The organism is Shewanella sp. Scap07 (assembly GCF_013394145.1).
GTDB classification, from domain to species: Bacteria; Pseudomonadota; Gammaproteobacteria; order Enterobacterales; family Shewanellaceae; genus Shewanella; species Shewanella waksmanii.
The window spans coordinates 4,639,261-4,663,215 of record NZ_CP041329.1 but is presented as its reverse complement, the minus strand read 5'-3'; the positions used below and the strand labels follow the sequence as shown (position 1 = coordinate 4,663,215).

General features: G+C 45.4%; 22 protein-coding genes, 3 tRNA genes and 2 pseudogenes. 15 read left to right on the top strand and 12 right to left on the bottom strand.

The window, feature by feature from the left end; all coding sequences use genetic code 11:
• Nucleotides 1-17 precede the first annotated feature (17 nt).
• From spoT to gmk, 3 genes are read right to left on the bottom strand one after another with little or no spacing between them, the layout of a single operon-like run.
• Complete coding sequence (gene spoT / locus FLM48_RS20535) at nucleotides 18-2,126, bottom strand: bifunctional GTP diphosphokinase/guanosine-3',5'-bis pyrophosphate 3'-pyrophosphohydrolase (RefSeq protein WP_179025951.1); 2,109 nt, start codon at nucleotides 2,124-2,126, stop codon at nucleotides 18-20.
• A gap of 14 nt (nucleotides 2,127-2,140) precedes the next feature.
• On the bottom strand, nucleotides 2,141-2,422 hold the full coding sequence (gene rpoZ / locus FLM48_RS20530) for a DNA-directed RNA polymerase subunit omega (RefSeq protein WP_028773472.1): 282 nt from the start codon (nucleotides 2,420-2,422) through the stop codon (nucleotides 2,141-2,143).
• Between the two features lie 59 nt (nucleotides 2,423-2,481).
• Nucleotides 2,482-3,105, bottom strand: coding sequence for a guanylate kinase (gene gmk / locus FLM48_RS20525; protein ID WP_179025950.1), 624 nt, complete (start codon nucleotides 3,103-3,105; stop codon nucleotides 2,482-2,484).
• 300 nt (nucleotides 3,106-3,405) lie between these two features.
• Between gmk and FLM48_RS20520 the strand changes: the two genes are divergently transcribed.
• The 8 genes from FLM48_RS20520 (at nucleotide 3,406) to FLM48_RS20485 (ending at nucleotide 9,414) form a co-directional block, all read left to right on the top strand.
• The gene (locus FLM48_RS20520; RefSeq protein ID WP_179025949.1) at nucleotides 3,406-4,491 is read left to right on the top strand and encodes a DUF805 domain-containing protein; all 1,086 of its coding nucleotides are present in this window, start codon (nucleotides 3,406-3,408) and stop codon (nucleotides 4,489-4,491) included.
• Between the two features lie 187 nt (nucleotides 4,492-4,678).
• Nucleotides 4,679-5,602: an NTP transferase domain-containing protein gene (locus FLM48_RS20515; protein ID WP_256870989.1), complete on the top strand. Its 924-nt coding sequence runs from the start codon at nucleotides 4,679-4,681 to the stop codon at nucleotides 5,600-5,602.
• The gene (locus FLM48_RS20510) at nucleotides 5,595-6,659 is read left to right on the top strand and encodes a phosphotransferase enzyme family protein (RefSeq protein WP_179025948.1); all 1,065 of its coding nucleotides are present in this window, start codon (nucleotides 5,595-5,597) and stop codon (nucleotides 6,657-6,659) included. The genes FLM48_RS20515 and FLM48_RS20510 overlap by 8 nt, the downstream gene beginning before the upstream one ends.
• A 105-nt stretch (nucleotides 6,660-6,764) precedes the next feature.
• Nucleotides 6,765-8,294, top strand: a complete 1,530-nt coding sequence (locus FLM48_RS20505) for a Na+/H+ antiporter NhaC family protein (RefSeq protein WP_179025947.1) — start codon at nucleotides 6,765-6,767, stop codon at nucleotides 8,292-8,294.
• 138 nt (nucleotides 8,295-8,432) lie between these two features.
• Nucleotides 8,433-8,903 carry a DUF1223 domain-containing protein gene (locus tag FLM48_RS20500; RefSeq protein ID WP_179025946.1) on the top strand — a complete coding sequence of 157 codons (471 nt, stop codon included), beginning with the start codon at nucleotides 8,433-8,435 and terminating at the stop codon, nucleotides 8,901-8,903.
• Nucleotides 8,904-9,114: 211 nt separating this feature from the next.
• Nucleotides 9,115-9,190, top strand: a tRNA-Val gene (locus FLM48_RS20495).
• A gap of 36 nt (nucleotides 9,191-9,226) precedes the next feature.
• A tRNA-Val gene (locus tag FLM48_RS20490) sits at nucleotides 9,227-9,302 on the top strand.
• Between the two features lie 36 nt (nucleotides 9,303-9,338).
• Nucleotides 9,339-9,414, top strand: a tRNA-Val gene (locus FLM48_RS20485).
• A gap of 42 nt (nucleotides 9,415-9,456) precedes the next feature.
• On the opposite strand, the pseudogene FLM48_RS20480 reads toward FLM48_RS20485, so the two are convergent.
• Nucleotides 9,457-10,612, bottom strand: a pseudogene (locus FLM48_RS20480) (IS3 family transposase).
• A gap of 68 nt (nucleotides 10,613-10,680) precedes the next feature.
• Between FLM48_RS20480 and FLM48_RS20475 the strand changes: the two are divergent.
• A pseudogene (locus FLM48_RS20475) lies at nucleotides 10,681-11,012 on the top strand (integrase core domain-containing protein); the annotation flags it as partial.
• Nucleotides 11,013-11,076: 64 nt separating this feature from the next.
• Here FLM48_RS20475 and FLM48_RS20470 read toward each other — a convergent pair.
• The gene (locus tag FLM48_RS20470) at nucleotides 11,077-12,201 is read right to left on the bottom strand and encodes a DNA cytosine methyltransferase (RefSeq protein ID WP_218645313.1); all 1,125 of its coding nucleotides are present in this window, start codon (nucleotides 12,199-12,201) and stop codon (nucleotides 11,077-11,079) included.
• Between the two features lie 292 nt (nucleotides 12,202-12,493).
• Here FLM48_RS20470 and FLM48_RS20465 point away from each other — a divergent pair, with 292 nt between their 5' ends.
• Nucleotides 12,494-13,282: a hypothetical protein gene (locus FLM48_RS20465; RefSeq protein ID WP_179025944.1), complete on the top strand. Its 789-nt coding sequence runs from the start codon at nucleotides 12,494-12,496 to the stop codon at nucleotides 13,280-13,282.
• Between the two features lie 59 nt (nucleotides 13,283-13,341).
• Here FLM48_RS20465 and FLM48_RS20460 read toward each other — a convergent pair whose 3' ends face one another.
• Together FLM48_RS20460 and FLM48_RS20455 are read right to left on the bottom strand one after the other, a co-directional pair.
• Nucleotides 13,342-14,088, bottom strand: a complete 747-nt coding sequence (locus FLM48_RS20460) for an Eco47II family restriction endonuclease (protein ID WP_179025943.1) — start codon at nucleotides 14,086-14,088, stop codon at nucleotides 13,342-13,344.
• 272 nt (nucleotides 14,089-14,360) lie between these two features.
• Complete coding sequence (locus FLM48_RS20455) at nucleotides 14,361-15,224, bottom strand: YicC/YloC family endoribonuclease (protein WP_179025942.1); 864 nt, start codon at nucleotides 15,222-15,224, stop codon at nucleotides 14,361-14,363.
• 302 nt (nucleotides 15,225-15,526) lie between these two features.
• On the opposite strand from FLM48_RS20455, the gene rph reads away from it, so the two are divergent.
• Nucleotides 15,527-16,240, top strand: a complete 714-nt coding sequence (gene rph / locus FLM48_RS20450; protein ID WP_028773483.1) for a ribonuclease PH — start codon at nucleotides 15,527-15,529, stop codon at nucleotides 16,238-16,240.
• An 81-nt stretch (nucleotides 16,241-16,321) separates the two neighbouring features.
• Nucleotides 16,322-16,963 (top strand): orotate phosphoribosyltransferase, encoded by a 642-nt coding sequence (gene pyrE / locus FLM48_RS20445; RefSeq protein ID WP_179025941.1) that lies wholly within the window; start codon nucleotides 16,322-16,324, stop codon nucleotides 16,961-16,963.
• A 60-nt stretch (nucleotides 16,964-17,023) separates the two neighbouring features.
• Here the strand turns inward: pyrE and folE are convergent, their stop codons facing one another.
• The 5 genes from folE to coaBC all read right to left on the bottom strand — a co-directional run bounded on the left by folE (nucleotide 17,024) and on the right by coaBC (nucleotide 22,411).
• Complete coding sequence (gene folE, locus FLM48_RS20440) at nucleotides 17,024-17,668, bottom strand: GTP cyclohydrolase I FolE (RefSeq protein ID WP_028773485.1); 645 nt, start codon at nucleotides 17,666-17,668, stop codon at nucleotides 17,024-17,026.
• 238 nt (nucleotides 17,669-17,906) lie between these two features.
• On the bottom strand, nucleotides 17,907-19,868 hold the full coding sequence (locus FLM48_RS20435; protein WP_179025940.1) for a S9 family peptidase: 1,962 nt from the start codon (nucleotides 19,866-19,868) through the stop codon (nucleotides 17,907-17,909).
• 187 nt (nucleotides 19,869-20,055) lie between these two features.
• The gene (gene slmA, locus FLM48_RS20430) at nucleotides 20,056-20,649 is read right to left on the bottom strand and encodes a nucleoid occlusion factor SlmA (RefSeq protein WP_028773487.1); all 594 of its coding nucleotides are present in this window, start codon (nucleotides 20,647-20,649) and stop codon (nucleotides 20,056-20,058) included.
• Nucleotides 20,650-20,759: 110 nt separating this feature from the next.
• Nucleotides 20,760-21,218: a dUTP diphosphatase gene (dut, locus tag FLM48_RS20425; protein WP_028773488.1), complete on the bottom strand. Its 459-nt coding sequence runs from the start codon at nucleotides 21,216-21,218 to the stop codon at nucleotides 20,760-20,762.
• The gene (coaBC, locus tag FLM48_RS20420; protein ID WP_179025939.1) at nucleotides 21,215-22,411 is read right to left on the bottom strand and encodes a bifunctional phosphopantothenoylcysteine decarboxylase/phosphopantothenate--cysteine ligase CoaBC; all 1,197 of its coding nucleotides are present in this window, start codon (nucleotides 22,409-22,411) and stop codon (nucleotides 21,215-21,217) included. The genes dut and coaBC overlap by 4 nt, the downstream gene beginning before the upstream one ends.
• Nucleotides 22,412-22,605: 194 nt before the next feature.
• On the opposite strand from coaBC, the gene radC reads away from it, so the two are divergent.
• From radC to rpmG, 3 genes are all read left to right on the top strand, one after another.
• A complete protein-coding gene (gene radC, locus FLM48_RS20415) occupies nucleotides 22,606-23,295 on the top strand; it encodes a DNA repair protein RadC (protein ID WP_028773490.1) in 690 nt (229 codons plus the stop codon).
• A gap of 112 nt (nucleotides 23,296-23,407) precedes the next feature.
• Entirely contained in the window at nucleotides 23,408-23,644 is a 237-nt protein-coding gene (gene rpmB / locus FLM48_RS20410; protein ID WP_028773491.1) for a 50S ribosomal protein L28, read from the top strand.
• Nucleotides 23,645-23,650: 6 nt separating this feature from the next.
• On the top strand, nucleotides 23,651-23,824 hold the full coding sequence (rpmG, locus tag FLM48_RS20405; protein ID WP_028773492.1) for a 50S ribosomal protein L33: 174 nt from the start codon (nucleotides 23,651-23,653) through the stop codon (nucleotides 23,822-23,824).
• Nucleotides 23,825-23,955 lie beyond the last annotated feature (131 nt).

The window sequence follows — 23,955 nt, the reverse complement described above, 5'->3', positions numbered from 1 at the left end:
TTATCTTCTGCGATTGCTTATCGATTACGAGATGTACGCAAAACTTCTGGCAATACGCGGATGCGGCGCATCACGTTTGCCAAGTGAATTCGGTCGGTCACCGAAATTCGTAAATTAATCAAGAATACTCGGCCGTCACGCTCCTCGGTACTGAGGTTGTGAATGTTCGAGCCTTCTGCCGCCACAATCGAGGTGATTTTTGCTAACGCGCCTTGGTGGTTAACAATTTCAACCCGCAGGTTGGCTTGGAATTCAACGCCTTCAGCGTTATCCCACTGTACTGGAATATATTTATCTGGCTCGCCTTGGTAGCCACGAATGTTAGCGCAGCTTTCCATGTGCACCACTAAGCCTTTACCTGGACTTACATGGGCAATCACCGCATCACCCGGAATAGGGCGACAACAGTTCGCGAATGAAACCAACATACCTTCAGCGCCACGGATAGGCATCATGTTGGATTCTTTATGTTCGTGCTGTTCGACTTCTTGGTCGCCACGTAAACGCTGAGCGACAACAATGCTCATGGCATTGCCTAAACCAATATCTGCTAGTAGACCATCTAAGGTGTCATGCTTAGTATCGGCGACAACTTTCTCAATCTGTTTAGGATCAATATCTTCGATATTATTCTCACCCAGCGCGTGGTTGAGTAAGCGCTTGCCGAGGATAACCGCGTCGTCCTCTTTAAGACTCTTAAGCAGATGACGAATTTTAGCGCGGGCTTTACCTGTTACCACAAAGTTAAGCCAAGCCGCATTAGGCCTAGCGCCCTTAGCGGTAATAATTTCGATGGTTTGCCCTGAAATCAGTGGCTGACTCAATGGGTAGGCTTGGCGATTAACGCGCGCGCCTACGCAGGTGTTACCTACATCGGTATGAACTTCATAAGCAAAGTCGACCGGAGTTGCGCCAACGGGCAATTCTAGAATTCGACCTTCTGGGGTGAAGACATAAATTTCTTCTGGGAACAGCTCAGTTTTAAAGTTTTCTACAAACTCAAATGAAGTGCTGGCACTTTGCTGCAGCTCCAACAAGCTTTGCATCCACTTGCGGGCACGCACTTGGGTTGTGGTGCCTTGGTCTTGAGAGCTTGAACCTTTGTACAGCCAATGTGCTGCCACCCCTTTATCGGCCATTTGATCCATATCTTCGGTACGGATTTGAATTTCAACCGGTACGCCGTGGGGACCAAATAGTGATGTGTGCAACGACTGATAACCGTTGGCTTTAGGAATGGCAATATAATCTTTAAAACGGCCAGGGCGAGGTTTATACAAACCGTGCATTGCACCCATAACGCGATAACAAGTATCGACCGAGTCAACAATTACGCGGAAGGCGTAAATGTCCATCACCTCTTGGAACTGCAACTCTTTGTTGCACATCTTGTTATAGATGGAATAGAGGTTCTTTTCGCGGCCCTTAACGGCGCCGACTAATCCGGTATCTTCTAGGCGGGTATGGATGGCCGCTTCAATGCCTTGGATCAGTTCTTTACGATTACCCCGTGCGGCCTTGACCACTTCTTTTAATACGCGATAGCGCATGGGGTAGTAGGCTTGAAAGCCTAAATCTTCAAGTTCAGTTTTAATGTTGTGAATACCTAAGCGATTGGCAATCGGTGCGTAAATCTCTAAGGTTTCACGGGCAATACGGCGACGTTTATCAGGGCGAAGTGCCCCAAGGGTGCGCATATTGTGGGTGCGGTCAGCCAGCTTGATAAGAATGACTCGGATATCTTGGGTCATTGCCATCATCATTTTACGGAAGTTTTCCGCTTGGGCTTCTTTTTTGTCTCTGAACTTGAGCTTGTCGAGTTTAGACACACCTTCAACCAATTCGGCAATCGATTCACTGAATCGTTCGGCCAATTCTTCTTTGGTTACCGGGGTATCTTCAATCGTGTCGTGGAGCAGGGCAGCCATCAGCGTCTCATGATCGAGACGCATGTCTGCCAGGATGCGGGCTACCGCAACCGGATGGGTAATATAAGGTTCGCCACTGGTGCGCATCTGACCTTCATGGGCATCACGCGCCACCTGATAGGCCTGCTTGAGTAATTCTACCTGCTCAGCTTCTAAATAGGCTGACGCAGACTCCCTGAGACCTTCAAACAGATACAAAGTGGCGGCACTCCTTATATAGTGTTGCGGCCTTCAGCGATGGCAGCAACAGCAGCAATTTCAGCTGCTTCACGTTCGCGGACAGTTTGACGCTCGTCGGCATCAAGGGTGTCAGCAGTCACTAAACCTAGTTCGATTTCGCGAAGTGCGATAACGGTTGGCTTATCGTTCTCTTCTTCAACCATAGGGTCTTTACCCTGTACAGCGATTTGGCGAGCTCGACGAGCTGCAACCAAAATCATGTCAAAACGGTTGCCGATTTGTTCTACGGCGTCTTCTACAGTTACGCGAGCCATCAGATGGAACTCCAGTATTTATGGGTGAAAAAATGACGCAAAATTGTACACTATGACAGTTAGTCTGCCAACAGATCTTTAAGCATATCATTTTGAGCGTGAATTTGGCTAGCACCAGTAAGCCGTTGGCTGCGAATAATCGCCTTTAAATCTACTTGTGCTTGTTCAAAATCGTCATTAACGATGATGAAATCGTATTCGTTGTAATGGGAAATTTCTGAAGTCGCTTGCGCCATACGGCCAGCAATTACTTCAGCAGAGTCCTGCCCTCGGCCGGTTAAGCGGCGTTCTAGCTCCGCTTTTGAGGGCGGTAAAATAAATACCCCAATGGCTTCTGGCATCATCTGTTTAACTTGCTGTGCGCCTTGCCAGTCAATGTCGAGGAAAATATCAACACCTTCAGCCAGTTTAGCTTCAATCACTTGGCGTGAGGTGCCGTAATAGTTGCCAAACACTTCAGCCCACTCAAAAAATGCACCTTGATCAATTAGCGCTTTAAACTCATCAACCGACACAAAATGATAGTGTTCACCATTGTTTTCACCATTACGAGGCTGGCGAGTGGTGTGTGAAACCGACACCTGCATATCAGCGGGCTTATCTTTTAAGATAGCAGAAAGAAGCGACGATTTGCCGGCGCCACTTGGCGCAGAAATGATAAAAAGGTTGCCACGAGCGGTCATGGTGCGGAGTCCAAAGCTAGAAATTGATAATAGCGGCCCATTATACCTCTTGGCAGATCTATTGAGCTAGTGTTAGGGCAAAAATTTATCAATTGCTTGTTGGCATGCACAATTTAACAGGAACCGGGGTGAGTATTGGGTGTTAGTTCCTCTGTATAAGCGTAGTGACTAGGGCGAACTAGCAGTATATGGTATAAAAACAGCCAAGATGGAGCATATTATCTGCTAGCGCATTAATCTTCAGCTCAGCTCCATCGGGTTTAATCGACTTTTCCATGCATGTTTTAGGTGATCGCTGTTATGCATATTAAATCGCTGTTTTGTTTAACGGGTACTGATAGTCAATATCGTTTTATGGCGATTAACGCCTTGGCTTACGTGGTGTTATTGATTGTTACTAGCTTAATTGGCGCGCACGCTGGCACTCTTGTGGTGGCAATACCCGTTATCGCATTGGTTATTTTGAGCGCTAAACGCCGCGTTAAGCATGTGGCACACCCTGCTTGGTTTATCTTATTGCCGGCCCTACCCCTAGTCCTATTTTGGAGTGCGCTGGCATTTGATGCAGGCATCGCCTTTGTTATTGTCAGTGCCCTGTTAGGCGTAGCGGTATCGCTGTTAACCCAAGTGGTATTGCCTACCACTAAGCCGGTAAAATTTGATCAGTTTGGCTACGCTGGCCCCCATAGCCATAAAGCGCCGTCAAATAGTAGTGCTGAGCGCCGCCGAGTTGAACCCACATTAGATGGTGAAGTAACAGAGGTTACTGAGGCTAACTTTGAGACTAGCGCGGTAAGCGGTGACTCATTGGATAGCCATAAAGAGGCTGAAGCAGCGCAAATCAATTGGCAAGCACTTGCAGGACGTTGGTCAGCGCTGTCAGCTGTGAAACAAAAAATGCTGATGATTAGCAGCGCTGCGCTTGTGGTGCTAGTGGTGGTACTGAGCCTTTTAAAGCCTAGCGAGCAGGTTGAAACTTTGGCATCGGAGCCCGTTGAGCCGCAATCTATAGAACCTGTAGCATTTCAGGCTGATGCTAAAGCAGATATGCCCGATGGATTTAGCGTGATTTTGTCTGATGGTGCAGTGCTGCTTGAATGGCTGGGCGAGCGCGGTGCGCCGCAACAGTTATGGTCATTGGCAACGGCTAAAGGCGACAGAACTTGCCAAGCCATGGAGTTTAATAATGGTGCCAGCTATCGGCCGATTAATGTGGAGCTACTTCCAAGTAGTGCTACCCGAGCACGGTTTTCGCCGTTAGATACTCAGGCCATCATTACCGATATTGCCATGCGCGGAAATTTAAAACTGTGTGGCTATCAGTTTAGCCTTAAAGGCAGCCAAGCAGCACTGGCTAAAAGTGCAGGCTTTATCGACTACTTATAAGTCGCGCTAGCATTTATGCTGTTAAGTTATTAGACTGCTGGGCTTGCTTGTTAGCACTGTAATGGCGTAGCAGTATGCCGTTGTAAGCTAAACCGTGAGGTGACTAGCGCTGCATAAACCTTGGTTGAAGCGCCTAAGTACAGCAAGTTAATGATTAATCGAAAATAAGTTAATGGCGCAAGATTAAATGTCTCAACACTTTATGCCTAAATGCGGTGGCTTAACCTTAGTGATTATGGCTGCAGGCATGGGCAGTCGCTTTGGTGGCGACAAGCAGCTTGCTCAACTTGGCCCCAATGGTGAAACCTTATTGGCGCTATCGGTACGCGAAGCCATTGCAGCAGGTTTTAGCAAAGTGGTGTTAATTATCCGTCCTGAGCTGGAACAAGAACTCAAATCCAGTTTAGCGCCGATGTTTGCTGGGCAAATAGCAATTGCATTTTGCTATCAAGCGATGGATGACTTGCCCGATGGCTGGCAACAGTTTATTGCAAATACCGAGCACAGAACTAAGCCTTGGGGCACGGCCCATGCGCTATGGTGCGCTCGCCACCATGTATCTGGACCAATGGCGGTGATTAACGCGGATGATTATTACGGCCAAGATGCATTTAAGCTATTAGCCGCAGGATTTAAATCTGCACCGGAACAGTGGCAAATGGTAGCGTATCGTTTGCGTAATACCTTGTCTGAACACGGCGGCGTTAATCGTGGAGTTTGCCAGGTTGAAAATGGCGAGCTGCGCTCTGTGCAAGAATGGTTGAACATTCGCCCGACTTTGGCGTCTGATACATGTAGCGGCGAGTTTGCTGGCCAAGTAAAGCAACTGTCAGCCGATGCGCTGGTATCTATGACCTGTTGGGGCTTTACCAGCAGTATTTTTTCGGTGCTAGAACAGCAGTTGTTGGCTTTTGTTAGCGCCAATGCCAATAGTGCCACTGCCGAATGTTATTTACCTTCTGTGGTGCAAAGTGCCATGGATGGAGCAAAAGAAACACGTGATGTGTTTAAAATAGGGGTCAGCACGGCAACCCAAACATGGTTGGGTGTGACCTATCCTCAGGATGTGGCTGAGGTAAAACAAAAATTAATGGAGTTGTTGGGTGATTGATTTTATAAAGCAGCATGTACTGCCGAATTTTGGCATTGAAGTTGAGGCCAAAGTGTCACCGCTAGGAAATGGACATATTAACGATACCTTTCTTGTACGCGGCCAGCATGGTGAAATGGTGCTGCAGCGTATCAATACCGAGGTCTTTAAAACGCCATTTGCTTTGGTTAATAATGCCCAAAAAATTGCCCAACACCTGCGGGAAAAACGCCAGCAAGCTGAGTACCAACTTAAAGTCGTGTCGCCGCTCATGACTCAAGCTAATGAACTCGCTATAGATTTAGGCGACAAGGGTTTTTGGCGAGCGATCAATTACCTACCCAACAGTCACAGTATTGATGTAGTAGGCGACGAGCAACAAGCCCAAGCCGCAGCCAAAGCTTTTGGCCATTTTTCGCAAGCATTGAGTGATTTTGATGCTGAGCAAATTGAAGATGTGATCCCACAGTTTCATCACTTACCTGGGCGTATTCAGCAGCTTGAGCAAGCGGTTGCTAGCAATGGCCAACAACGTTTACATGACTGCCAAGCTTGGGTGGATTTTGCCCTGACTCAACAAAGTTTATTGCAAGAACTGGCTGATATTGAGCCACAGCTACCAAAGCGTATTTGCCACAACGACACTAAAATCAACAACATGTTGTTTGATAAGCGTGATATGTCGAGCATGGCGATTATTGACTTAGATACCTGCATGAAAGGGCATTTGATGTATGACTTTGGCGACATGGTACGTACCTTTTGCTCGCCAGAAGAGGAAGACTCAACCAACCTCAGTAATGTACAGGTGCGTGAAACCATTTTTGCTGCGATATGCCAAGGGTATTTGAGCGAATTAAGCAGCATTCTTACCGAAGCTGAACGTCAAAGTTTATGGCTGGGGGCTAAAATTATCTGTTTGATGATTGGCGTGCGCTTTTTAACTGATCACCTTAATGGCGATGTGTATTTTAATATTCATCATGAAAACCATAATTTAGAGCGCGCTGCCAATCAGTTTACCCTGTACAAAAGCCTGCTTGAAAACCAAGCGGCACTGCAACAACACTTAAGCTAGTCGAGCACACGCGTAACGTAACCGGCACTACAGTGATTAACGCACTGAGGTGCCAGTCACTCAGTACTATTTGCTGAGTTAATCGTGCCTACCGGAGTCGCAGCCATGTTGGCCAATCTTTTAATGCTCGCGCCGCTGTTATTAACCTTAGTGTTGGCTTTGGTATTACGCCGAACATTAGTGGCCTTAGGCGTGGGTATTGTTTCTGGCGCCCTTATCTTAAGCAGTTTCAATCCACTCGAAAGCATTCACTATTTATCGAGCACGGCTTGGCAGCAATTTTATGCCAACGGCCAATGGCAAGCGTGGCACTTAAATGTGCTGGCGGCGATGGTGCTGTTAGGGGTTATGACGCAATTGCTGGCCCGAGGCGGCGCAGTTAAATCTTTTGCTGACTGGTTGTATCATCGCATTCAAAGTGGTCGCCAAGCACGCATTGGCGTAGTGCTGCTGGGTTGGGTGGTATTTATTGATGGTATTTTTAGTTGCTTAGCGGTGGGCCATGTATGCCAGCCATTGAGCCAGCGTTATCAAATGAGCAAAGAGCAAATTGCCTATCTGGTGGACTCTAACGCATCGCCGTTATGTTCGTTACTGCCTTTTTCAAGCTGGGGGCCTTATGTGATGGCGATTTTGGCCGGCATTACCCTGATGCCGTTATCACCGCTTGAGTCCTTTATTGCCATTGCTCAGCTTAACTTTTACGCCATTACGGTGATTGTGTTGTCATTGCTGATAGCGTGGTTTGGCATTGGTTTTACTTACCCTAAAGCGGCAAATGCAGAAACCTCGCAATCAGCAACAGAGGATGCAAATCATGCTGATGCGTCTACAGAGGTGGCCGCAGGCAGCCCGTGGTTATTGGGTGTGCCCATGGCGAGTTTGTTGTTAGCATCGATTGGTTTCACCTTGTGGTCGGGCGCGGCTAATGCCACATCAAACGAGCTTGCTGCATGGCTTACAGCGGCAGATATCGGCGCTGCCATGCGTGATGCCTGTTTGCTAGCCACAGGTATTGCAGTGGTGATGTTAAAGTTTGCCGGGCGAAGCTTAACCCAATTACTAACCGATACCGTGGCAGGCATTAAAGTGATTAGCTTTGCTATCGCCATTTTACTGTTTACCTGGATGATTGGCGCTGTTATCGCCGATTTAGGTGTGGCTAAGCTGCTGGCCAGTTGGGCCGAGCAATTTATATCGAGCCACATTTTGGTTGCGGGCTGTTTTGTACTGTGCGCGGTGATGGCTTTTACCACAGGCTCTAGCTGGGGCACCTTTGCCATTATGATCCCCATAGGTGCTGAAATTGCCCAGGCGGTAGATCAAACTCTGATGTTGCCAGTACTCAGTGCGGTAATGGCCGGGTCAGTATTTGGTGACCATTGCTCGCTCATATCAGATACCAGTGTGATCAGTGCCACCAGTTCAGGTTGTGCGCCCCATGCCCATGTAGTGACTCAGCTGCCGTTTGCCATGATTGCCGCGCTGAGTGCGATAGTGGGCTTTCAGGCAATCAACTTAGGTTTAGCGCCATTATGGAGTTGGATAATGGTGTTATCGGTCGCAGCGGCGCTGTTATATGGCTATCAACAATTAACGACAAGCCGAGCAGCTCGTATATCAAGCGCAGGCTAATTGGCTTAGGTTTGTGTGATTGGCGAGCTATGCGGGGCAACTATATGGGCTAATTTTACCGGCCAACGATACGAGTTAGACTGAAAGATCCACGCGCCGTGTTAGGTCTATATTACAAAGCCTAGCAAGAGTGCGATTATGTTTGCCCCAATCCCCCAAACGTGTAGTTTGTCATCTCGTCAAAACTGGCGGCATTATAGTGTAAGCAGCCTGCGAATTTATTTATTGGTGCTGTTTTGCAGTGGCTTTTTGATGTCCCAGCCATTGCGAGCAGCCTCGCTAGGCGAATTTAATCAACAAAGCAGTGTTTATCGACCTTATTTTGTTGAGCTTTATACCTCACAAGGTTGCAGCAGTTGTCCACCTGCAGAGCAATGGTTATCAAGTTTTCGTGACCATAATCAGTTATGGAAAACCCTATTTCCGTTGGCGTTTCATGTAAGCTACTGGAACTACATCGGCTGGAAAGATCCCTACAGCCAACGCGCGTTTAGCCAGCGCCAATACGATCATCTTAACGCCAAAAACACCGGCCAAGTCTACACCCCACAGTTTGTGATTAACGGCAAAGAATGGCGCGGCTGGTTCGACCGAGAAAGTAGGGTTTAAATTGTGTTTTAGTTAGATTAGGGAGAATAAGATTGAATTTGAATAAATGAGCGGGCGGCGTAAAGCCACTCGTTTTACGATTGTCGGATATGCTGGGTGGTGCGTTTGAGAACAAAGCCCTTATCCTCCAAAAATTCAATTCTTTTTTGGATGTTTGAGAATAGTATATTGACTAGATTATCGTTTTCTCTATAATGCCCTTTCACAGCTAGGTCGATTAGCTCAGCTGGGAGAGCACCTCCCTTACAAGGAGGGGGTCACTGGTTCGAGCCCAGTATCGACCACCATTCTTTTCATAAAGAATTAAAACATTATGTATCCCAGGTCGATTAGCTCAGCTGGGAGAGCACCTCCCTTACAAGGAGGGGGTCACTGGTTCGAGCCCAGTATCGACCACCATTCTTTTTATAAAGAATTAAAACACTATGTATCCCAGGTCGATTAGCTCAGCTGGGAGAGCACCTCCCTTACAAGGAGGGGGTCACTGGTTCGAGCCCAGTATCGACCACCATTCAAGTTATCCAGCCTTTACCAACTCGAACATTTGTACTGGTCAACCCAAATTGGACACTTTTAGTTGAGAATTTTCAAATTCCACAGGTGACAGGTCACCATTAGTAGAATGAAGTCGCTCTAAGTTATAATATTTCTTGTAATCAGCCACATCTTGCTTTATGAACTCCCTTGTTGGTTGAGGAACTTTAAAAATCCAATTGTGTTTCAAACTACCAAAGAAACGTTACACTACGGCATTATCCCAACACGCACCCACATCTCCCATACTGGCTCGAATACCATAAGTCGATAACAGCTTACCGAATTGCTTGCTGGTATATTGTGAGCCTCGGTCACTGTGAAATACCAGCCCTCTGGCCAGTTGACGCAGATTGTAGGCTTTCATCAATGCCTTCGATATCAAATCTGTGGTCATTCGTTTGTCTATGTGCCATCCCACAATCCGACGTAAATGTAAATCCATCACCACAGCCAAATACATCCAGCCTTCACCCGTCTATAAATACGTCTCGTAACCTGCCCAAATCTGATTAGCTGATACAGGGTTAAAGTTCATGTTTAACAGGTTGTCAGCCACAACATCTAAATGTTTTCACTGTGTAGTCACCTTATAAGCACGCCGCTGGGTTACGTTGAGTCGAAGTCGGTACATAATTTTACGAACGAGATAGCGACCAACCTGGTAGCCTTCCTTGCGCAATTTCTTCACCATTTCACGATTCCCTAAGCTGCCACGACTTTGCCTAAATAGCTGCCGAACGAGGCGATAAAGCTTCAGTGTTTCAAGGTTTATCACGTTTACAGGGCGCTTATGCCAATCGTAATAGCCTGACTTACTCACATTCATTACGCGGCATAACAGTGCTATAGGGAACAGGTTTGAGTGCTGTTTGATGAAGCGAAATTTTACTTCATCTCTTTCGCAAAGAAAGTGCTTGCTTTTTTTATTTCTTTCTCCATGCGTAATTCTTTGTTTTTTCGACGCAATCTTTTCAGTCCATCACGTTCAGGCTCTTCTTGAGCAATAGCCTGTTGCTGGGCTTGGTGTTTTCCTTCCAGTTGTAAAGCAGGCTCCTGTTAACCCCAAGAGACTTTGCTGTATCAGCAAAGCTATAACCTTGTTCTAGGGCCATCAATACGGCTTCATCTTTAAATGCTTGTGGATAACTCTTATGTGATTTTTTAGACTTAATATCGACCTCTTAATTTATTGACCATGCTGTCTCAAAATTATGTGTCCGATGGAATTAGACCAGACCAGTTTCACAGAAATCAGGGTAGCCATTACACCAGTTGTAAATTCAGGCAACAGCTATGGCGTTACCAGATAAAACAAAGCATGAGTCGACGAGGAAATTGCTGGGATAATGCGCCAATGGAGTGATTTTTTAGAAGCTTAAAAACAGAATGGGTACCATCGCGCGGGTATCGTAATTTTGCTGAGGCTAAAGTATCTATTACTAGCTACATCATTGGATATTATAGGCCGGTCAGGCCATATCAATATAAAGGTGGACTGACACCAAATGAGTCAGAGCGACGCTCTGGTTTGAATACAAAACCGTGGCCAATTTACTACACAAGGAGCTATAAGAAGCTCCTTGTCAGTATGGCTTTAGGTAGTTTAGTTTTTGCATTAGTACAAATTAGGAGTGTTCTATAATTCGTCAGGTTCTAGCGATTCAATATCATTTAACAATTTAACTAAAGAGTGCCCCAGTGCCCTTGCCATATTAACAGGTACAGCATTACCTATTTGTTTGTATGCTGCGTTTTTTGAGCCTTGAAACTCCCAATTGTCAGGGAAAGTCTGAATGCGAGCATACTCTCGCACTTGAAGTGGACGCGTTTGCAGAGGGTGACAACGTTCGGTTTGTTTTTGTGCTGGGGATGTGGTCAACGTCAGACTTGGCTCATTTAGCGATAGACGTCTTGCCATTCCGGTCTTTCCACCTCCTAAGAAGTAGCTGCCACCCATGTATTCCCTTTGTAATTGATCTGAAAGGTCACGCCAGTATCCACCTTGCGGTACTTCGTCCATTATCTCTTTCTTTCGCTGTGGATATGTCTGTCCGTCAGATTCAGGCACATCTGTGTTATACAGTTCCCCTGCATAGAATGCGTCTCTTAATGTCATTATGCGCTTATATGGCGATGGCCAATGAAACTTCACTTTTTGCGCCAAATCTTTACGGATACCGATTAATATCACGCGTTCACGCTTCTGTGGCACTTTGTAGAAAATGGCTTTCAATACGCGTGGCTCTACCAGTTCATAGCCTAACTCGTCAATTACAGCTTTTATGGTTTCCAGCGTTCTACCATTATCATGGGTAGATAATGCTTTAACGTTTTCGGCTAGGAAGACTTTGGGGTTTGTTTCTTTGATAGCACGTGCCATCTCAAAAAATAATGTACCACGAGTGTCTTCAAAACCTAGGCTTTTACCCGCATACGAGAAAGATTGGCACGGAAAGCCACCAGTTAGAACATCTACTTCATCTTCTATTTTTGTAAAGTCTATGTTAGTTATATCACCTTCAATCACGTTCCAATCAGGGCGATTGTGACGCAAAGTGTTACAGGCATGCTTATCCATTTCGTTGAGCAAGATGCTATCAAGACCAGCTTGTTCCATACCAATCGCTAGGCCGCCTCCGCCAGCGAAAAGCTCTACTAAGTTGTAGGTACGTTTCGGTGTGACCGCGTGCTCTTCATCCCAAAGGCCTTGCAGCATCTCTTGAATTTCAGGGTGACTCTTGACTTGCTTAATAGGAATCATTCCAGTATCTGGGCACGGAGTGAGCTCGCCTCGTTTGATTCTTGCCCCCATTGTTGCTTTTGATTGGGAAAGAATATCTGCCAGGACTTCTATGGTGAAATGAATATCTTTTTGTTTAGTTTGGACATCAAACACTATGACGCTTCCAAGTTAGTTATCGCATTCCCAAGATCATACAGGTGAAATCACCTCTGGTCCAGACTTATTTTAATAAATAAGTTCAAACATTTCTAAATAATTGATAAGGTGGGTTTTATTGTAATTAATGGCTTTGTTTGGAGCGTATAATAATATGGCATATGAATTGCGGGATTTTGATGGCCAACCGGTAGAGTTCTATCAGCTGAACGAGAAGTCATTCGCGTGTGCTCATGGAGAAACACAAGAGGAGTTGTTTGTTTCTGCTTTTGCTAGGATGCAAAGTTGTGGGTACATTTCGGATAAAAGTTCAATTGCTGTTCACCCTGAGAAGGAAACTAACCCATATCACCCTGATTTACTTATTGATGGTTCATTAGTCGGAGAACTTAAGGCAAAGGCCTCACCGCTTTTTATGGCTGGAACCTATGGGATAGATCCTCAGTACGCTTTGACAATGGATCTTAAGGATTCATTTCACTATTCAAAATACTTACAAAAAGGCATAGATGTTACGATATTTATTTGGGTTAAATGGGCTGCAAAATCCATGTGTACGTTTTCAAAAGGAAGTTCAAGGGACTACCCCAGTAGAACATATGAAGTGAAACAGCTGGCAGGCATATGGAAAGTCAAATTTTCTGACTTGAGACGTTTCGAGCTAGAAAGTAGTGTCCCTATACACTGGTACAAAGAGAGTTTTAGGCAGCCTCCAAAATACAGTTTGGGTGACCCCAACCACAAAGAGTGGACGCAAGCCTTAATTGAGTTTGAGCCTCGGTTAGTTGAAGGAAACTTAGTAAAAAGCATTGCTTCTAAGGGATATACAAAGCAAATTGATGGTGAGATGTACACTGCTGGAGATTCATCAGGCAGTTATGTTTTTGATTTAAGAAATCCTATATTTGAATGTCTCTACACAAATGCTAGAACAAAGACCTAGTTCACGCTCAATCGTTTATATTGTTAAGTGAAGTGTTAGCTAGGTCTAAATTAGTGCAACTAAGAAAAATTAAGGTCTTCAAAACCTTCGTATTGTTGAAATGGGAGAAGGTAGATACTTTTGAGTATATCGTCTGAAATTTTTTCCAGCTCAATAAAGACAGTGTTCTCTATCTTTCCAAGTTTGGCTTCAGCGATAACATCGTCAATAACTTTGGGAAGTACCTGGCACAATTTTTTGAAAGAAAGAGAATCACCCGTAGCAATCTCATAGAACTTATCCATTGAGATTCTTCGTATCTTTTTGTGACTGATCTTTTCACTATCTAAACTAATAGCCCAAGGTATATCCTGACTGTTCTTGGCAATGACTTCTACCAAATAGCATATAGCCTTATCATCACGGACGATTTTGTTTTGCATCTTCATATAGGTTTTTTGAGATGAAGCAGAATTCATTGTATTGTGCTTATTTTTTAATTCGGCATAGATATTAAGCTTTGAGTTAATTGTATCGAAGCCTTGCTCAGGTACTTCCCAACCATCTATAAATTTGAATATGTTTTGATGAAAATAGCCGATGTGATTAGTATTTGACTTGTCAATCTGCCGGATAGATTCTGACTCAATAATTTCTGGTATTGTTTTGCCATAAACTTTCGAGTCAAAGGTTAGTTTGATCGGGTCAAGTAAGTTCTTATTAAATTGTGAAAGGTTAATTTTGAAGCGGTACTTCTGAACAGTATCTTTCACATGTTCAAATAGTTGCTCATCCGTGATAAATCCTAGCCCATATGTCTTTGACATTGATCGCTTACCTTATATGTTAAACAAGTAGTTATGGTATCGTAATGTGGAGAAAAAAAAAGGCAAGGGTTCAATCTTCATGATCTGTTGCAATTTCAAATCGATGCTAAGACCTAGAATAAGTGAGTACCTAAATAATAAGTGAGATTAAATAAATAAGTGTCTAAGATATTAGTTTTTACCAAAACTCATCTCTCGCTTATTTATCTAACAAAAAGCCCAGCATTTGCTGGGCTTCATATCTTTTCTAATCAGTTTAAACCGAAAAATGCTTATTCCACATTCTGAATTTGCTCACGCATTTGCTCAATCAGTACTTTAAGCTCGACCGCTGCTGCAGTGACTTCAGCGCTGATAGATTTAGAGGCTAAAGTGTTAGATTCGCGGTTGAACTCTTGCATCATGAAGTCTAAACGGCGGCCTTGGGCGCCCCCTTTTTTTAGGATGCGGCGAGTTTCTTCAACGTGGGCGTCGAGGCGGTCCATCTCTTCGGCAACGTCCATCTTTTGTGCCAGAATCACCATCTCTTGTTCTAGACGTGCGGGGTCTAAATCTTCTTTAATTTCCGCGAGACGATTGGTGAGCTTCTCACGTTGCCACTGCATAACGGCAGGCATGTGCTCACGTACTACGGCGACTTGTTCAACAATGGCATCAAGACGGGTGTCTAGCATGGTTTTAATGGCTTCGCCTTCGCGGCCACGGGCTTCAATAAATTGGTCGATGGCGCTGTCAAAGGCGGTAAGCAGCTCTTTACCTAGGGCGTCCATGTCTTGTTCAGAGCTTGACATCACACCTGGCCAGCGTAGTACGTCAACCACGTTTAGCTCGCCTTGGCTAGCTTGGTCACGTACCCAGTTGGCCGCTTGAATCACTTGCTTGGCCAAATCTTGGTTGAGTTGTAGCTCGTTGTTGTCATCGTCTTTGATGTCGTAACGCAGGTTCACTTCAACTTTACCGCGGTTTAATCGCTTGCGCAGGCGGTCTCGCAGCATGGGCTCTAGGTTGCGAAAATGCTCAGGCAGACGCAGATAGGTTTCTAAATAGCGCTGGTTAACAGAGCGAATTTCCCATGAGGCATTACCCCATTGTGCTTTGTGCTCTATACGAGCGTAGGCTGTCATGCTTTGGATCATGAAGTGGGTCCGGTGTTATTTATTCGTCAAAGTGAATGCCGATTATAGACCTATCGCAGTAATGGTCAAAGTAATTGCCTGAAGTATCAGGGATAGGGTGGCAACTTAGGGTATTAAGTCAGTGATTTTAAGCGATGATATGCTGTTAGGTTAGCTTGATTGACTGGTCTTTGCTGGCGTTTGATTGTGAGTCATACGCCACTGTTTAAGCTTGTTGGCTGAATGTCATGGCATATAGGCGCGCTAGCCCCTATAATATGCAGCCAAAATCGCTTTGTTTATTTTTAATACAGGAACCTTCTATGCGCCCAAGTGACAGAACGCCCGCCCAATCTCGTCCAGTGACAATTACTCGCCAGTTTACGGCCCATGCCGAAGGCTCTGTCTTAGTTGAGTTTGGTGACACTAAGGTGTTGTGTACTGCAAGCTTTGAAGAAGGTGTGCCACGCTTCCTTAAGGGCCAAGGCCAAGGTTGGGTGACAGCTGAATACGGCATGTTGCCACGCTCTACCCACAGCCGCATGAACCGCGAAGCGGCACGTGGTAAGCAGTCTGGTCGTACGCAAGAAATTCAACGTCTTATTGGTCGTTCACTGCGCGCAGCGGTAGACATGAAAGCGCTAGGCGAAAACACTATTGTGATTGACTGTGATGTAATTCAAGCAGACGGCGGTACGCGTACAGCTGCGATTACCGGTGCGTGTGTAGCCTTGGTTGATGCGCTTAATTGGGCACGCGGTAAAGGTATTTTGAAAACCAACCCGCTTAAGTTCCTGATTGCTGCAGTGAGTGTGGGCATTTATAAAGGCGAGCCGATTTGCGATTTAGAATATGTTGAAGACAGCGCCGCTGAAACCGACATGAATGTAGTGATGACCGAAACCGGCAAGATTATTGAAATTCAAGGCACTGCAGAAGGTGAGCCATTTAGCCACGAAGAGCTAATGAGCCTGCTTGAGCTGGCTAAGCACGGCATTCGCGAGATTGTCGATGTGCAAAAAGCCTCGTTAAACTAAAATAGAAAAACAATTAAGGGTCCTACGGGGTCCTTTTTTTAAACCTTTTTACCCAGAAAAAATGATAAGTGAGGAGTGGTTGTGAAAGCCTATCAGCGTGAGTTTATTGAGTTTGCATTAGAGCGCCAAGTATTAAGATTTGGCGAATTTACGCTTAAGTCGGGCCGCACTAGCCCTTATTTCTTTAATGCTGGCTTGTTTAATACTGGCCGTGATTTAGCCCGCCTGGGTCGTTTTTATGCGGCGGCGTTGGTTGATTCTGGCATTGAACATGACTTGCTATTTGGCCCTGCTTACAAAGGTATTCCAATTGCGACGACTACAGCTGTGGCATTGTGTGAGCACCACGATATTGATATGCCTTACTGCTTTAACCGTAAAGAGAAGAAACAGCACGGTGAAGGTGGCAGCCTAGTCGGTAGCGAGCTTCAAGGCCGCGTGATGTTGGTTGATGATGTGATCACCGCTGGCACAGCTATCCGTGAATCAATGGAGATTATTGAAGCGGCGCAAGCTAAGCTGGCCGGTGTATTGATTGCACTTGACCGCCAAGAGAAAGGCAAGGGCGAGCTGTCAGCGATTCAAGAAGTTGAGCGCGACTTTGGCTGTGAAATCGTATCGATTGTGAAGTTAGAAGATTTGATTAGCTACTTGTCTGAAAAATCAGGCATGGAAGCACAGCTTGCTGCGGTAAGCGCTTATCGTGACCAATACGGCATCTAATTGCCCAATTGAATAGCAAAACGCCACCTTAACGGTGGCGTTTTTGTTTATGACTTGCGGCTATTGGCTGAGGAACTCAGCGCGGGTAGCCGGGTTTGACTTGAAAATTCCGCCAAGGGCCGTGGTAGTGGTTGAGCTGGTTGAGTCCATCACGCCGCGTGATTTTACGCAGTAATGTACCGCATCCATTTTTACCGCGACATCTTTGGTTTCTAGCAGGGTTTGCAACGCCACTAATACCTGTTGAGTTAGGCGCTCTTGTACCTGTGGGCGCTGGGCAAAAAAGCGCACAATACGGTTAATTTTAGACAGGCCGATAATGTTCTTACGCGGCAAGTAGGCCACTGTTGCTAGGCCATCAATGGTCACTAAGTGATGCTCGCAGGTGCTGGTTAGGCTGATATCCTTTACCTTTACCATTTCATCAAAGCCCATTTTGTTTTCAATGACGGTGATTTTAGGGAAGTTCTGGTAATCGAGCCCCGAGAAAATCTCATCGACATACATTTTGGCAATACGCTTAGGGGTTTCAATTAAGCTGTCGTCACGCAAATCTAATGACATTAAGGTTAAAATCTCACGCATATGGTGTTCGATTTTTTCTTTGCGCTGCTCGGCATCAAGTCCACAAGGTAGCATCGGGGTTTCTAAACCGCGATCTAAGAGTGCTTGTTGTACTAGCTGTGCTGATTCACTAAGTGCCATGAGATCCTCCACTATACTGCCAGTGGTTAACTTACAGTGGCTAAAGCGAGCAATTGCTTGGGGCTTTAGCGGGTTTAATAGTCATTATAGTTGCTCTGTTTGAGTTAAACAGTCAACAACGGGGCAAGGAGGATACCGTGAAATGGCGTCAATTTATACCCGTAAAAAGTAAGGAATTACTGAAAAAACCTATCGTGATGATAGGTTTTTTCAGTTTGCTGGCCAATTTCTGCGGCTATTACAGTCTAAGGTTCTCTTGCAAGAAGCCTAGCATTTGCTGGTAATACTTAGCGCGATGGGCATCGTTGTAGAAGCCATGGCCTTCATCATCCATCACTAACTTTTTATAGGGATAGTTGTGCTTTTTAAGGTCTGCTTCTAAGGCTTCAAGTTGCTCAATTGGCGCCCGTTCATCTTCACCGCCATGCACTAATAATAAGTTGGTTTTGAGCTTGTCGGTGTTGTGGCTAGGTGACATCTGCTGCAAGACTTTTTCATCTTTACCGAGCACTTTGGTGAGATAACGCTTACCCGCGCGGCGTCCAGGTATGTCGCCCTTATTAAACATCAGCTCAAGGTCATACACGCCGGCAAAACCAATTGCACACTTAAACATGTCAGGCTCAATGATTGGGCTTTGTAGCGCCGAATAGCCACCAAAACTGCCGCCGACTATACACACACGGTCTTTGTCTACATAGCCTTGGTCAATCACATAGCGGGTGGCATCAATAATGTCATATTGAATATCGGTGCCCCATTTTTGATGACCGGCATGTTCAAAATCTAATCCGTAGCCGCCAGAGCCACGAAAGTTAACCTGCAACACGGCCGCGCCTTTACTGGCTATCATTTGGTTTTGTGAGTCAAAGCCCCACCAATCACGCGGGCCGTGTGGGCCACCGTGGGGGTTAACTACTAAAGGCAAGTTTTTATGGTCTACACCATGGGGCAGGGTTAAGTAACCATGAATGGTTTTGCCGTCGCGGGCTGTAAAGCTAATGGGCTTCATTTCAGCCATCAACTCGGGGTCGAGCCATTTTTTAGCTGACACTAGGTATTCGAGCTGCTTTTTTTTGCTATGAAATACATAATAGTCGCCAGGGTTGCGGTCATTAAAGGCTTTAATCACCAATTGACTCGCATCATTAGTCTGGCTAACTAAGTGTACTTGGTGACCGGGGAGGGCTTTAAGTAATTGTTTTAGAATAATAGAATGTTCATCGTTTTTATCAATAAATTCATAGGTTGGATAGCCATTTTGGTACTCAATGGCGTATAAATTCTTAGATATTCTATCAATCCAAATGTTATTGGGATCAACCACTTCATCGCGGCTGACTAGTTTTTTAGTCCCCGTATTGATATCTAGTAAGAAAACACCTTGGGTTTTGCCTGCTTCTGAGCCAAGGATATACACACCAGTGTTGTCGCTGTTGAAAGCAAGTGGACGTATCTCTTTTAGATCTAAATTGAGGTTTTTAGTATCAACCCATTTGCCATCCTTTCGATAGAATAGTTGTGAGTTCACGTAATCATTTGTGCCACTTACAAAGCGAACTTTGCCGTCATGGTCAGTAAGAAATTGAGCATAAGGGATTGGGGCAGTGGCTATTTTCTTGCGGGTGCCTTTGTATACATCAACTCGATAGATTTGTTGCTTGTTTTCCGATGTATTGCTACTGCCATTTCCCCATGGCAATGCTTTGACTAGCATGTATTTATCGTTTTCAGGAAGTGGATCGAAAATGTAGGCTGTGGCGCTGATTGCTGTATTTCGCTTAATACGTGATCCGACTTGCTGGCCACCCTTATAACCAAATAAATAGGCTTGACGGCTGCCATCAGCATTTACTGCCATTAGCTCACCGTAGTATAAAGGGTGATCGCTCCAGCCTTTTAAATAGGTCTTTGCTAGTACTACGCGTTCTTCGTTAACCCATTCATATGTTCCGACTTGAGCGTTCGATTCAAAGTGGACTACATTGGTTGGCTTCTTTGTTTTTGCGTCGAGAATTAATAGTGCGTCTTTGCCATCTTTAGGCACAATAGCGCTGAGGTATTTACCTGTTGGCGATATCTTGATTTGACTGAATTCAGATGCACGGCTGAATTGCTCAACCAGCTCAGTCTCAGAGGCGTTACTGTTTGTGCTAAAAAAGCACCAAATAACAAAACTAAACCACATGATTAGTTTCATAAACACGTCCTTGTTATGTGTATATGTTGTTTATAATTAAGCGTTATTTTGGCAAGAGTAATACAAAAGTATTGCGTGGACAAGTGAATAATTGTTATACAAATTATCAAGGCGGTGCAGCTTAATCACTCAGAATCTTGGCTGCACTATCTTGATAGCATTTATGCCTAATGTGGCACTAAATTGTTTAACTTTGTAGCAGTTGCTGCTGAATAAAGCCCCATTGCTCTTGGAAGTGGCTGGTGGGTTTTTGCTTAAAGTCGCTGCGGACAAACTGGGCAATGCGGCCTTCGGCTACGGCAAGCAGTAAGTTGGCCAAAATACCTTCATCGATTGAAAAACCTTTGCCTTCACGTAAGGTTTTTTCGCGCAGGATTTGTTTAAGGTGGGTTTCGACTTTGGCAAAGATTTGCCCGGTGCGATTACGTAGTCGCTCGTTCTCACCCAGCAGTGCATCACCATTAAGTACCCGTGAGATGCCCGGGTTACGTTCAGCAAATATCAATAAAAGCTGTAGTAATAGTTGGCAACGTCTCATGGTGTCTTTCTCTTCATCCATGATGAGATTGATGCGTGTTAGTAACGACTCTTCAATAAAGTCGATTAAGCCCTCAAACATCCGTGCTTTACTTGGGAAGTGACGATATAGCGCTGCTTCTGAAACGCCGACCTCTGCCGCGAGTTTTGCGGTAGTGATACGTTGGCCGGGGCTGGTTTCTAGCATAGTAGCTAAGCATTGCAGAATATGTTCACGACGATTTTTTTTCGGGCTCGCGGCCATGATGTTTCCTTTAAATACCACTGGAGCCTAAGGCGACTAATCGGCCTTATATGCTCTCTTATTATGTGCGTTTTAACACGCGTTTATCTATTGTTTTGCCAAGCAGTAAGCTATTTAGTGCCAGAATGGCCAAAGCCACCTTGGCCTCTATCAGAGCTATCAAACTCATCCACTAGCTTAAACTCTGCTTGCACCACAGGCACAAATACCAACTGAGCCAGCCGGTCACCAATTTCTAACGTAAAAGGCTGCTGACTGCGATTCCAGCAAGAGACCATTAACGGTCCTTGGTAGTCAGAGTCGATTAATCCCACTAAGTTGCCCAATACAATACCGTGTTTGTGGCCAAGGCCTGAGCGCGGCAAAATGACAGCCGCTAAACTGGGGTCTGCCACGTGTACAGCTATTCCGGTTGGGATCAATACGGTTTCGCCTGGTTTAATCACCATGGTTGTGTCAATCATGGCGCGTAAATCCATACCAGCACTGCCGCTAGTGGCGTAGGCCGGAGTCGGGAATTCAGAGCCTATACGCGAGTCGAGGATTTTAAGTTCAATTGGCGTCTTCATGGGTTTGTCATTTGCTCTGCAATAAGTGAAAGGAGTTGGGTGGCTAACGTGTATTTGTCGGTCACATCGAGTGCTTGTTCGCCTTGTGGCCAAAATACCGTGAGAGCGTTGTCGTCACTATTAAAGCCTTGCGCCGGATTAGACACATCGTTAGCGGCAATCATATCAAGCTTTTTACGCTGCAGTTTGTCTTTGGCATAGTGGGCCACATCTTGGGTTTCGGCGGCAAAGCCAACCGTAAATGGGCGCGACTGATGCGCGGCAACCGTCGCCAAGATATCAGGATTGCGTACCAGTGCAAGTTGCATTTGCTCGGCAGACTTTTTAATTTTTTCGTTGGCGATGTTATCCACGCGGTAGTCGCATACTGCGGCACAACCAATAAAGATATCGGCAGCCTCAACATGGTTTAATACTGCAGCGAGCATTTGTTCTGTTGATTGCACATCAATGCGCGTTACACCTGTTGGTGTCGCTAAGCTAACAGGCCCGGTCACTAAGGTGACCTTAGCGCCCATTTGCGTGGCCGCAGCGGCGATTGCAAAGCCCATTTTGCCAGAGCTCTGGTTAGAGATGTAGCGCACAGGATCGATAGCTTCGCGAGTCGGGCCTGCGGTTAACAGCAAGTGTTTACCTGCTAATGGCTTTGGGCCAAAAAACTTAACGGCGCGATCAACAATTGCCAGCGGTTCTTCCATGCGCCCCATGCCCACTTCGCCACAGGCTTGCTCGCCACTGGCAGGGCCCCAAATATGGATGCCCCGTTGGCCAACGGCGTTAATATTGGCTTGTGTTGCTGGATTGGCATACATCTGTTGGTTCATGGCCGGACAGATAGCAATTGGCGCTTCTGTGGCTAAACAGGTGGTGGTAATGAGTTCATCAGCCATGCCGGCGTTAATTCTGGCAATCAAATTAGCCGTTGCAGGGGCGACAATCATTAAATCAGCCCAGCGGGCGAGTTCAATGTGTCCCATTGCAGCTTCGGCGGCTGGGTCGAGCAGATCTAAGGCTACCGGATGGCCGCTCAACGCTTGCAAAGTTAACGGGGTGATAAAGGTGGTTGCGCTTTGACTCATTACCACTCGGACATCGGCACCGCGCTCTTTTAAACGGCGCACTAAATCAGCAGATTTATAGGCGGCAATCCCACCACCAATGCCTAATAAGATTTTTTTACCAGTTAAAGCCATTATCTTCTCTTTTCTCTACAAGCTTGCCATATTGGCGTGGGGCTAACGATAGCATAAACCAATCCAAGTTGATGACACAGATTGAAAAAAATCAGCCATACTTGTTAGCGCCTGTTGAATTATTGCTGCTGTTTTATCGCAGCCAGTAAGCGGCAGATAACCAGAAGCGTTTTAAATGCAACAAGGAGGTTGCTATGGCCATTAAACATTGGCCCGAGGGTGAGGGACCACGAGATAAATTGTTAAAGTTTGGACCGCAGCAGTTGTCAGAAGCGGAATTATTGGCAGTTTTGCTGCGTAATGGCCTGCATGGTCAAAGTGCGGTGGCATTAGCACGAGAGTTGATTAGTCACTTTGGTGGTTTGCGGGCATTATTTAGCGCTTCGAAACAGCAAGTGTGCCAAATTGCCGGAATTGGGCCAGTAAAATACGCACAATTACAGGCTGCACAAGAAATAAGCCGCAGAATTTTTGAAGAAAAGCTGCAAAGAGGCAAATTTTTAACAGATCCTGATTTAACTCGGGACTATTTAATGAGACAATTAGCGGATCGTGCCTATGAGGTGTTTGGTATTTTATTACTAGATAGCCAGCATCGGGTGATTCAATTCGTTGAATTGTTTCGCGGCACCATAGATTCAGCATCTGTTTATCCGCGTGAAGTGGTTAAGTTGGTACTCGAAGAAAAAGCCGCAGCAGTGATTGTTTGCCACAACCATCCTTCCGGGGTGGCTGAGCCAAGTCATGCTGATCGGCGAATTACTGAGCGATTGAAACAAGCACTAGCAACGATAGATGTTTCCTTGCTAGACCATATGGTTGTAGGCGATCGCGACATAGTTTCGTTTGCAGAGAGGGGATGGATAGATTCAACTATCCCTTGATCTTTGATTTTAGATCCTGTATAAAATGCGCCCTCTTTGTGTGCCTCGGGCGACGGCCATATTCGAGGTACATTAATGCTCGAGCGTTAAATTGTTTTTGGAGAAGATTGACATGTCAAGAGTATGCCAAGTAACTGGCAAGCGACCAATGGTTGGTAACAACCGTTCGCACGCGAAAAACGCGACTCGTCGTCGTTTTTTACCTAACCTACAGAACCACCGTTTCTGGTTAGAAGACGAAAAGCGTTTCGTACAATTACGTGTATCTACTAAAGGTATGCGTATTATCGATAAGAAAGGTATCGAAGTTGTTATTGCAGAACTTCGTGCCCGCGGCGAGAAGGTGTAATAAACCATGGCTAAAGCTAAAGGTAACCGTGAGAAGATCAAGCTAGTTTCTAGCGCTAAAACTGGTCATTTCTACACGACTGAAAAAAACAAGCGTAACATGCCTGAAAAAATGGAGATCAAGAAATTTGATCCTGTTATTCGTCAGCACGTTATGTACAAGGAAGCTAAAATCAAGTAATCCTTGATATTAACTTTCTAAAAAGCCTCTAATTTCGATTAGGGGCTTTTTTTTTGCTTTTTTTAATAAAAATGCATAATACCAATCAGTATAAGAATTTGATCTACTCAGCGCGCTTTAGGCAAACTAAT

Bases quoted from the DNA above. Each gene is read 5' to 3' on its own strand.
- FLM48_RS20515 (WP_256870989.1), top strand. From the start codon at position 4,679: ATGTCTCAACACTTTATGCCTAAATGCGGTGGCTTAACCTTAGTGATT.
- folE (WP_028773485.1), bottom strand. From the start codon at position 17,668: ATGGCACTTAGTGAATCAGCACAGCTAGTACAACAAGCACTCTTAGAT.
- dut (WP_028773488.1), bottom strand. From the start codon at position 21,218: ATGAAGACGCCAATTGAACTTAAAATCCTCGACTCGCGTATAGGCTCT.
- FLM48_RS20435 (WP_179025940.1), bottom strand. From the start codon at position 19,868: ATGAAACTAATCATGTGGTTTAGTTTTGTTATTTGGTGCTTTTTTAGC.
- slmA (WP_028773487.1), bottom strand. From the start codon at position 20,649: ATGGCCGCGAGCCCGAAAAAAAATCGTCGTGAACATATTCTGCAATGC.
- FLM48_RS20520 (WP_179025949.1), top strand. From the start codon at position 3,406: ATGCATATTAAATCGCTGTTTTGTTTAACGGGTACTGATAGTCAATAT.
- rph (WP_028773483.1), top strand. From the start codon at position 15,527: ATGCGCCCAAGTGACAGAACGCCCGCCCAATCTCGTCCAGTGACAATT.
- coaBC (WP_179025939.1), bottom strand. From the start codon at position 22,411: ATGGCTTTAACTGGTAAAAAAATCTTATTAGGCATTGGTGGTGGGATT.
- rpmG (WP_028773492.1), top strand. From the start codon at position 23,651: ATGGCTAAAGCTAAAGGTAACCGTGAGAAGATCAAGCTAGTTTCTAGC.
- FLM48_RS20465 (WP_179025944.1), top strand. From the start codon at position 12,494: ATGGCATATGAATTGCGGGATTTTGATGGCCAACCGGTAGAGTTCTAT.
- FLM48_RS20505 (WP_179025947.1), top strand. From the start codon at position 6,765: ATGTTGGCCAATCTTTTAATGCTCGCGCCGCTGTTATTAACCTTAGTG.
- radC (WP_028773490.1), top strand. From the start codon at position 22,606: ATGGCCATTAAACATTGGCCCGAGGGTGAGGGACCACGAGATAAATTG.
- FLM48_RS20455 (WP_179025942.1), bottom strand. From the start codon at position 15,224: ATGATCCAAAGCATGACAGCCTACGCTCGTATAGAGCACAAAGCACAA.
- FLM48_RS20460 (WP_179025943.1), bottom strand. From the start codon at position 14,088: ATGTCAAAGACATATGGGCTAGGATTTATCACGGATGAGCAACTATTT.
- gmk (WP_179025950.1), bottom strand. From the start codon at position 3,105: ATGACCGCTCGTGGCAACCTTTTTATCATTTCTGCGCCAAGTGGCGCC.
- rpoZ (WP_028773472.1), bottom strand. From the start codon at position 2,422: ATGGCTCGCGTAACTGTAGAAGACGCCGTAGAACAAATCGGCAACCGT.
- FLM48_RS20500 (WP_179025946.1), top strand. From the start codon at position 8,433: ATGTTTGCCCCAATCCCCCAAACGTGTAGTTTGTCATCTCGTCAAAAC.
- FLM48_RS20470 (WP_218645313.1), bottom strand. From the start codon at position 12,201: ATGATTCCTATTAAGCAAGTCAAGAGTCACCCTGAAATTCAAGAGATG.
- rpmB (WP_028773491.1), top strand. From the start codon at position 23,408: ATGTCAAGAGTATGCCAAGTAACTGGCAAGCGACCAATGGTTGGTAAC.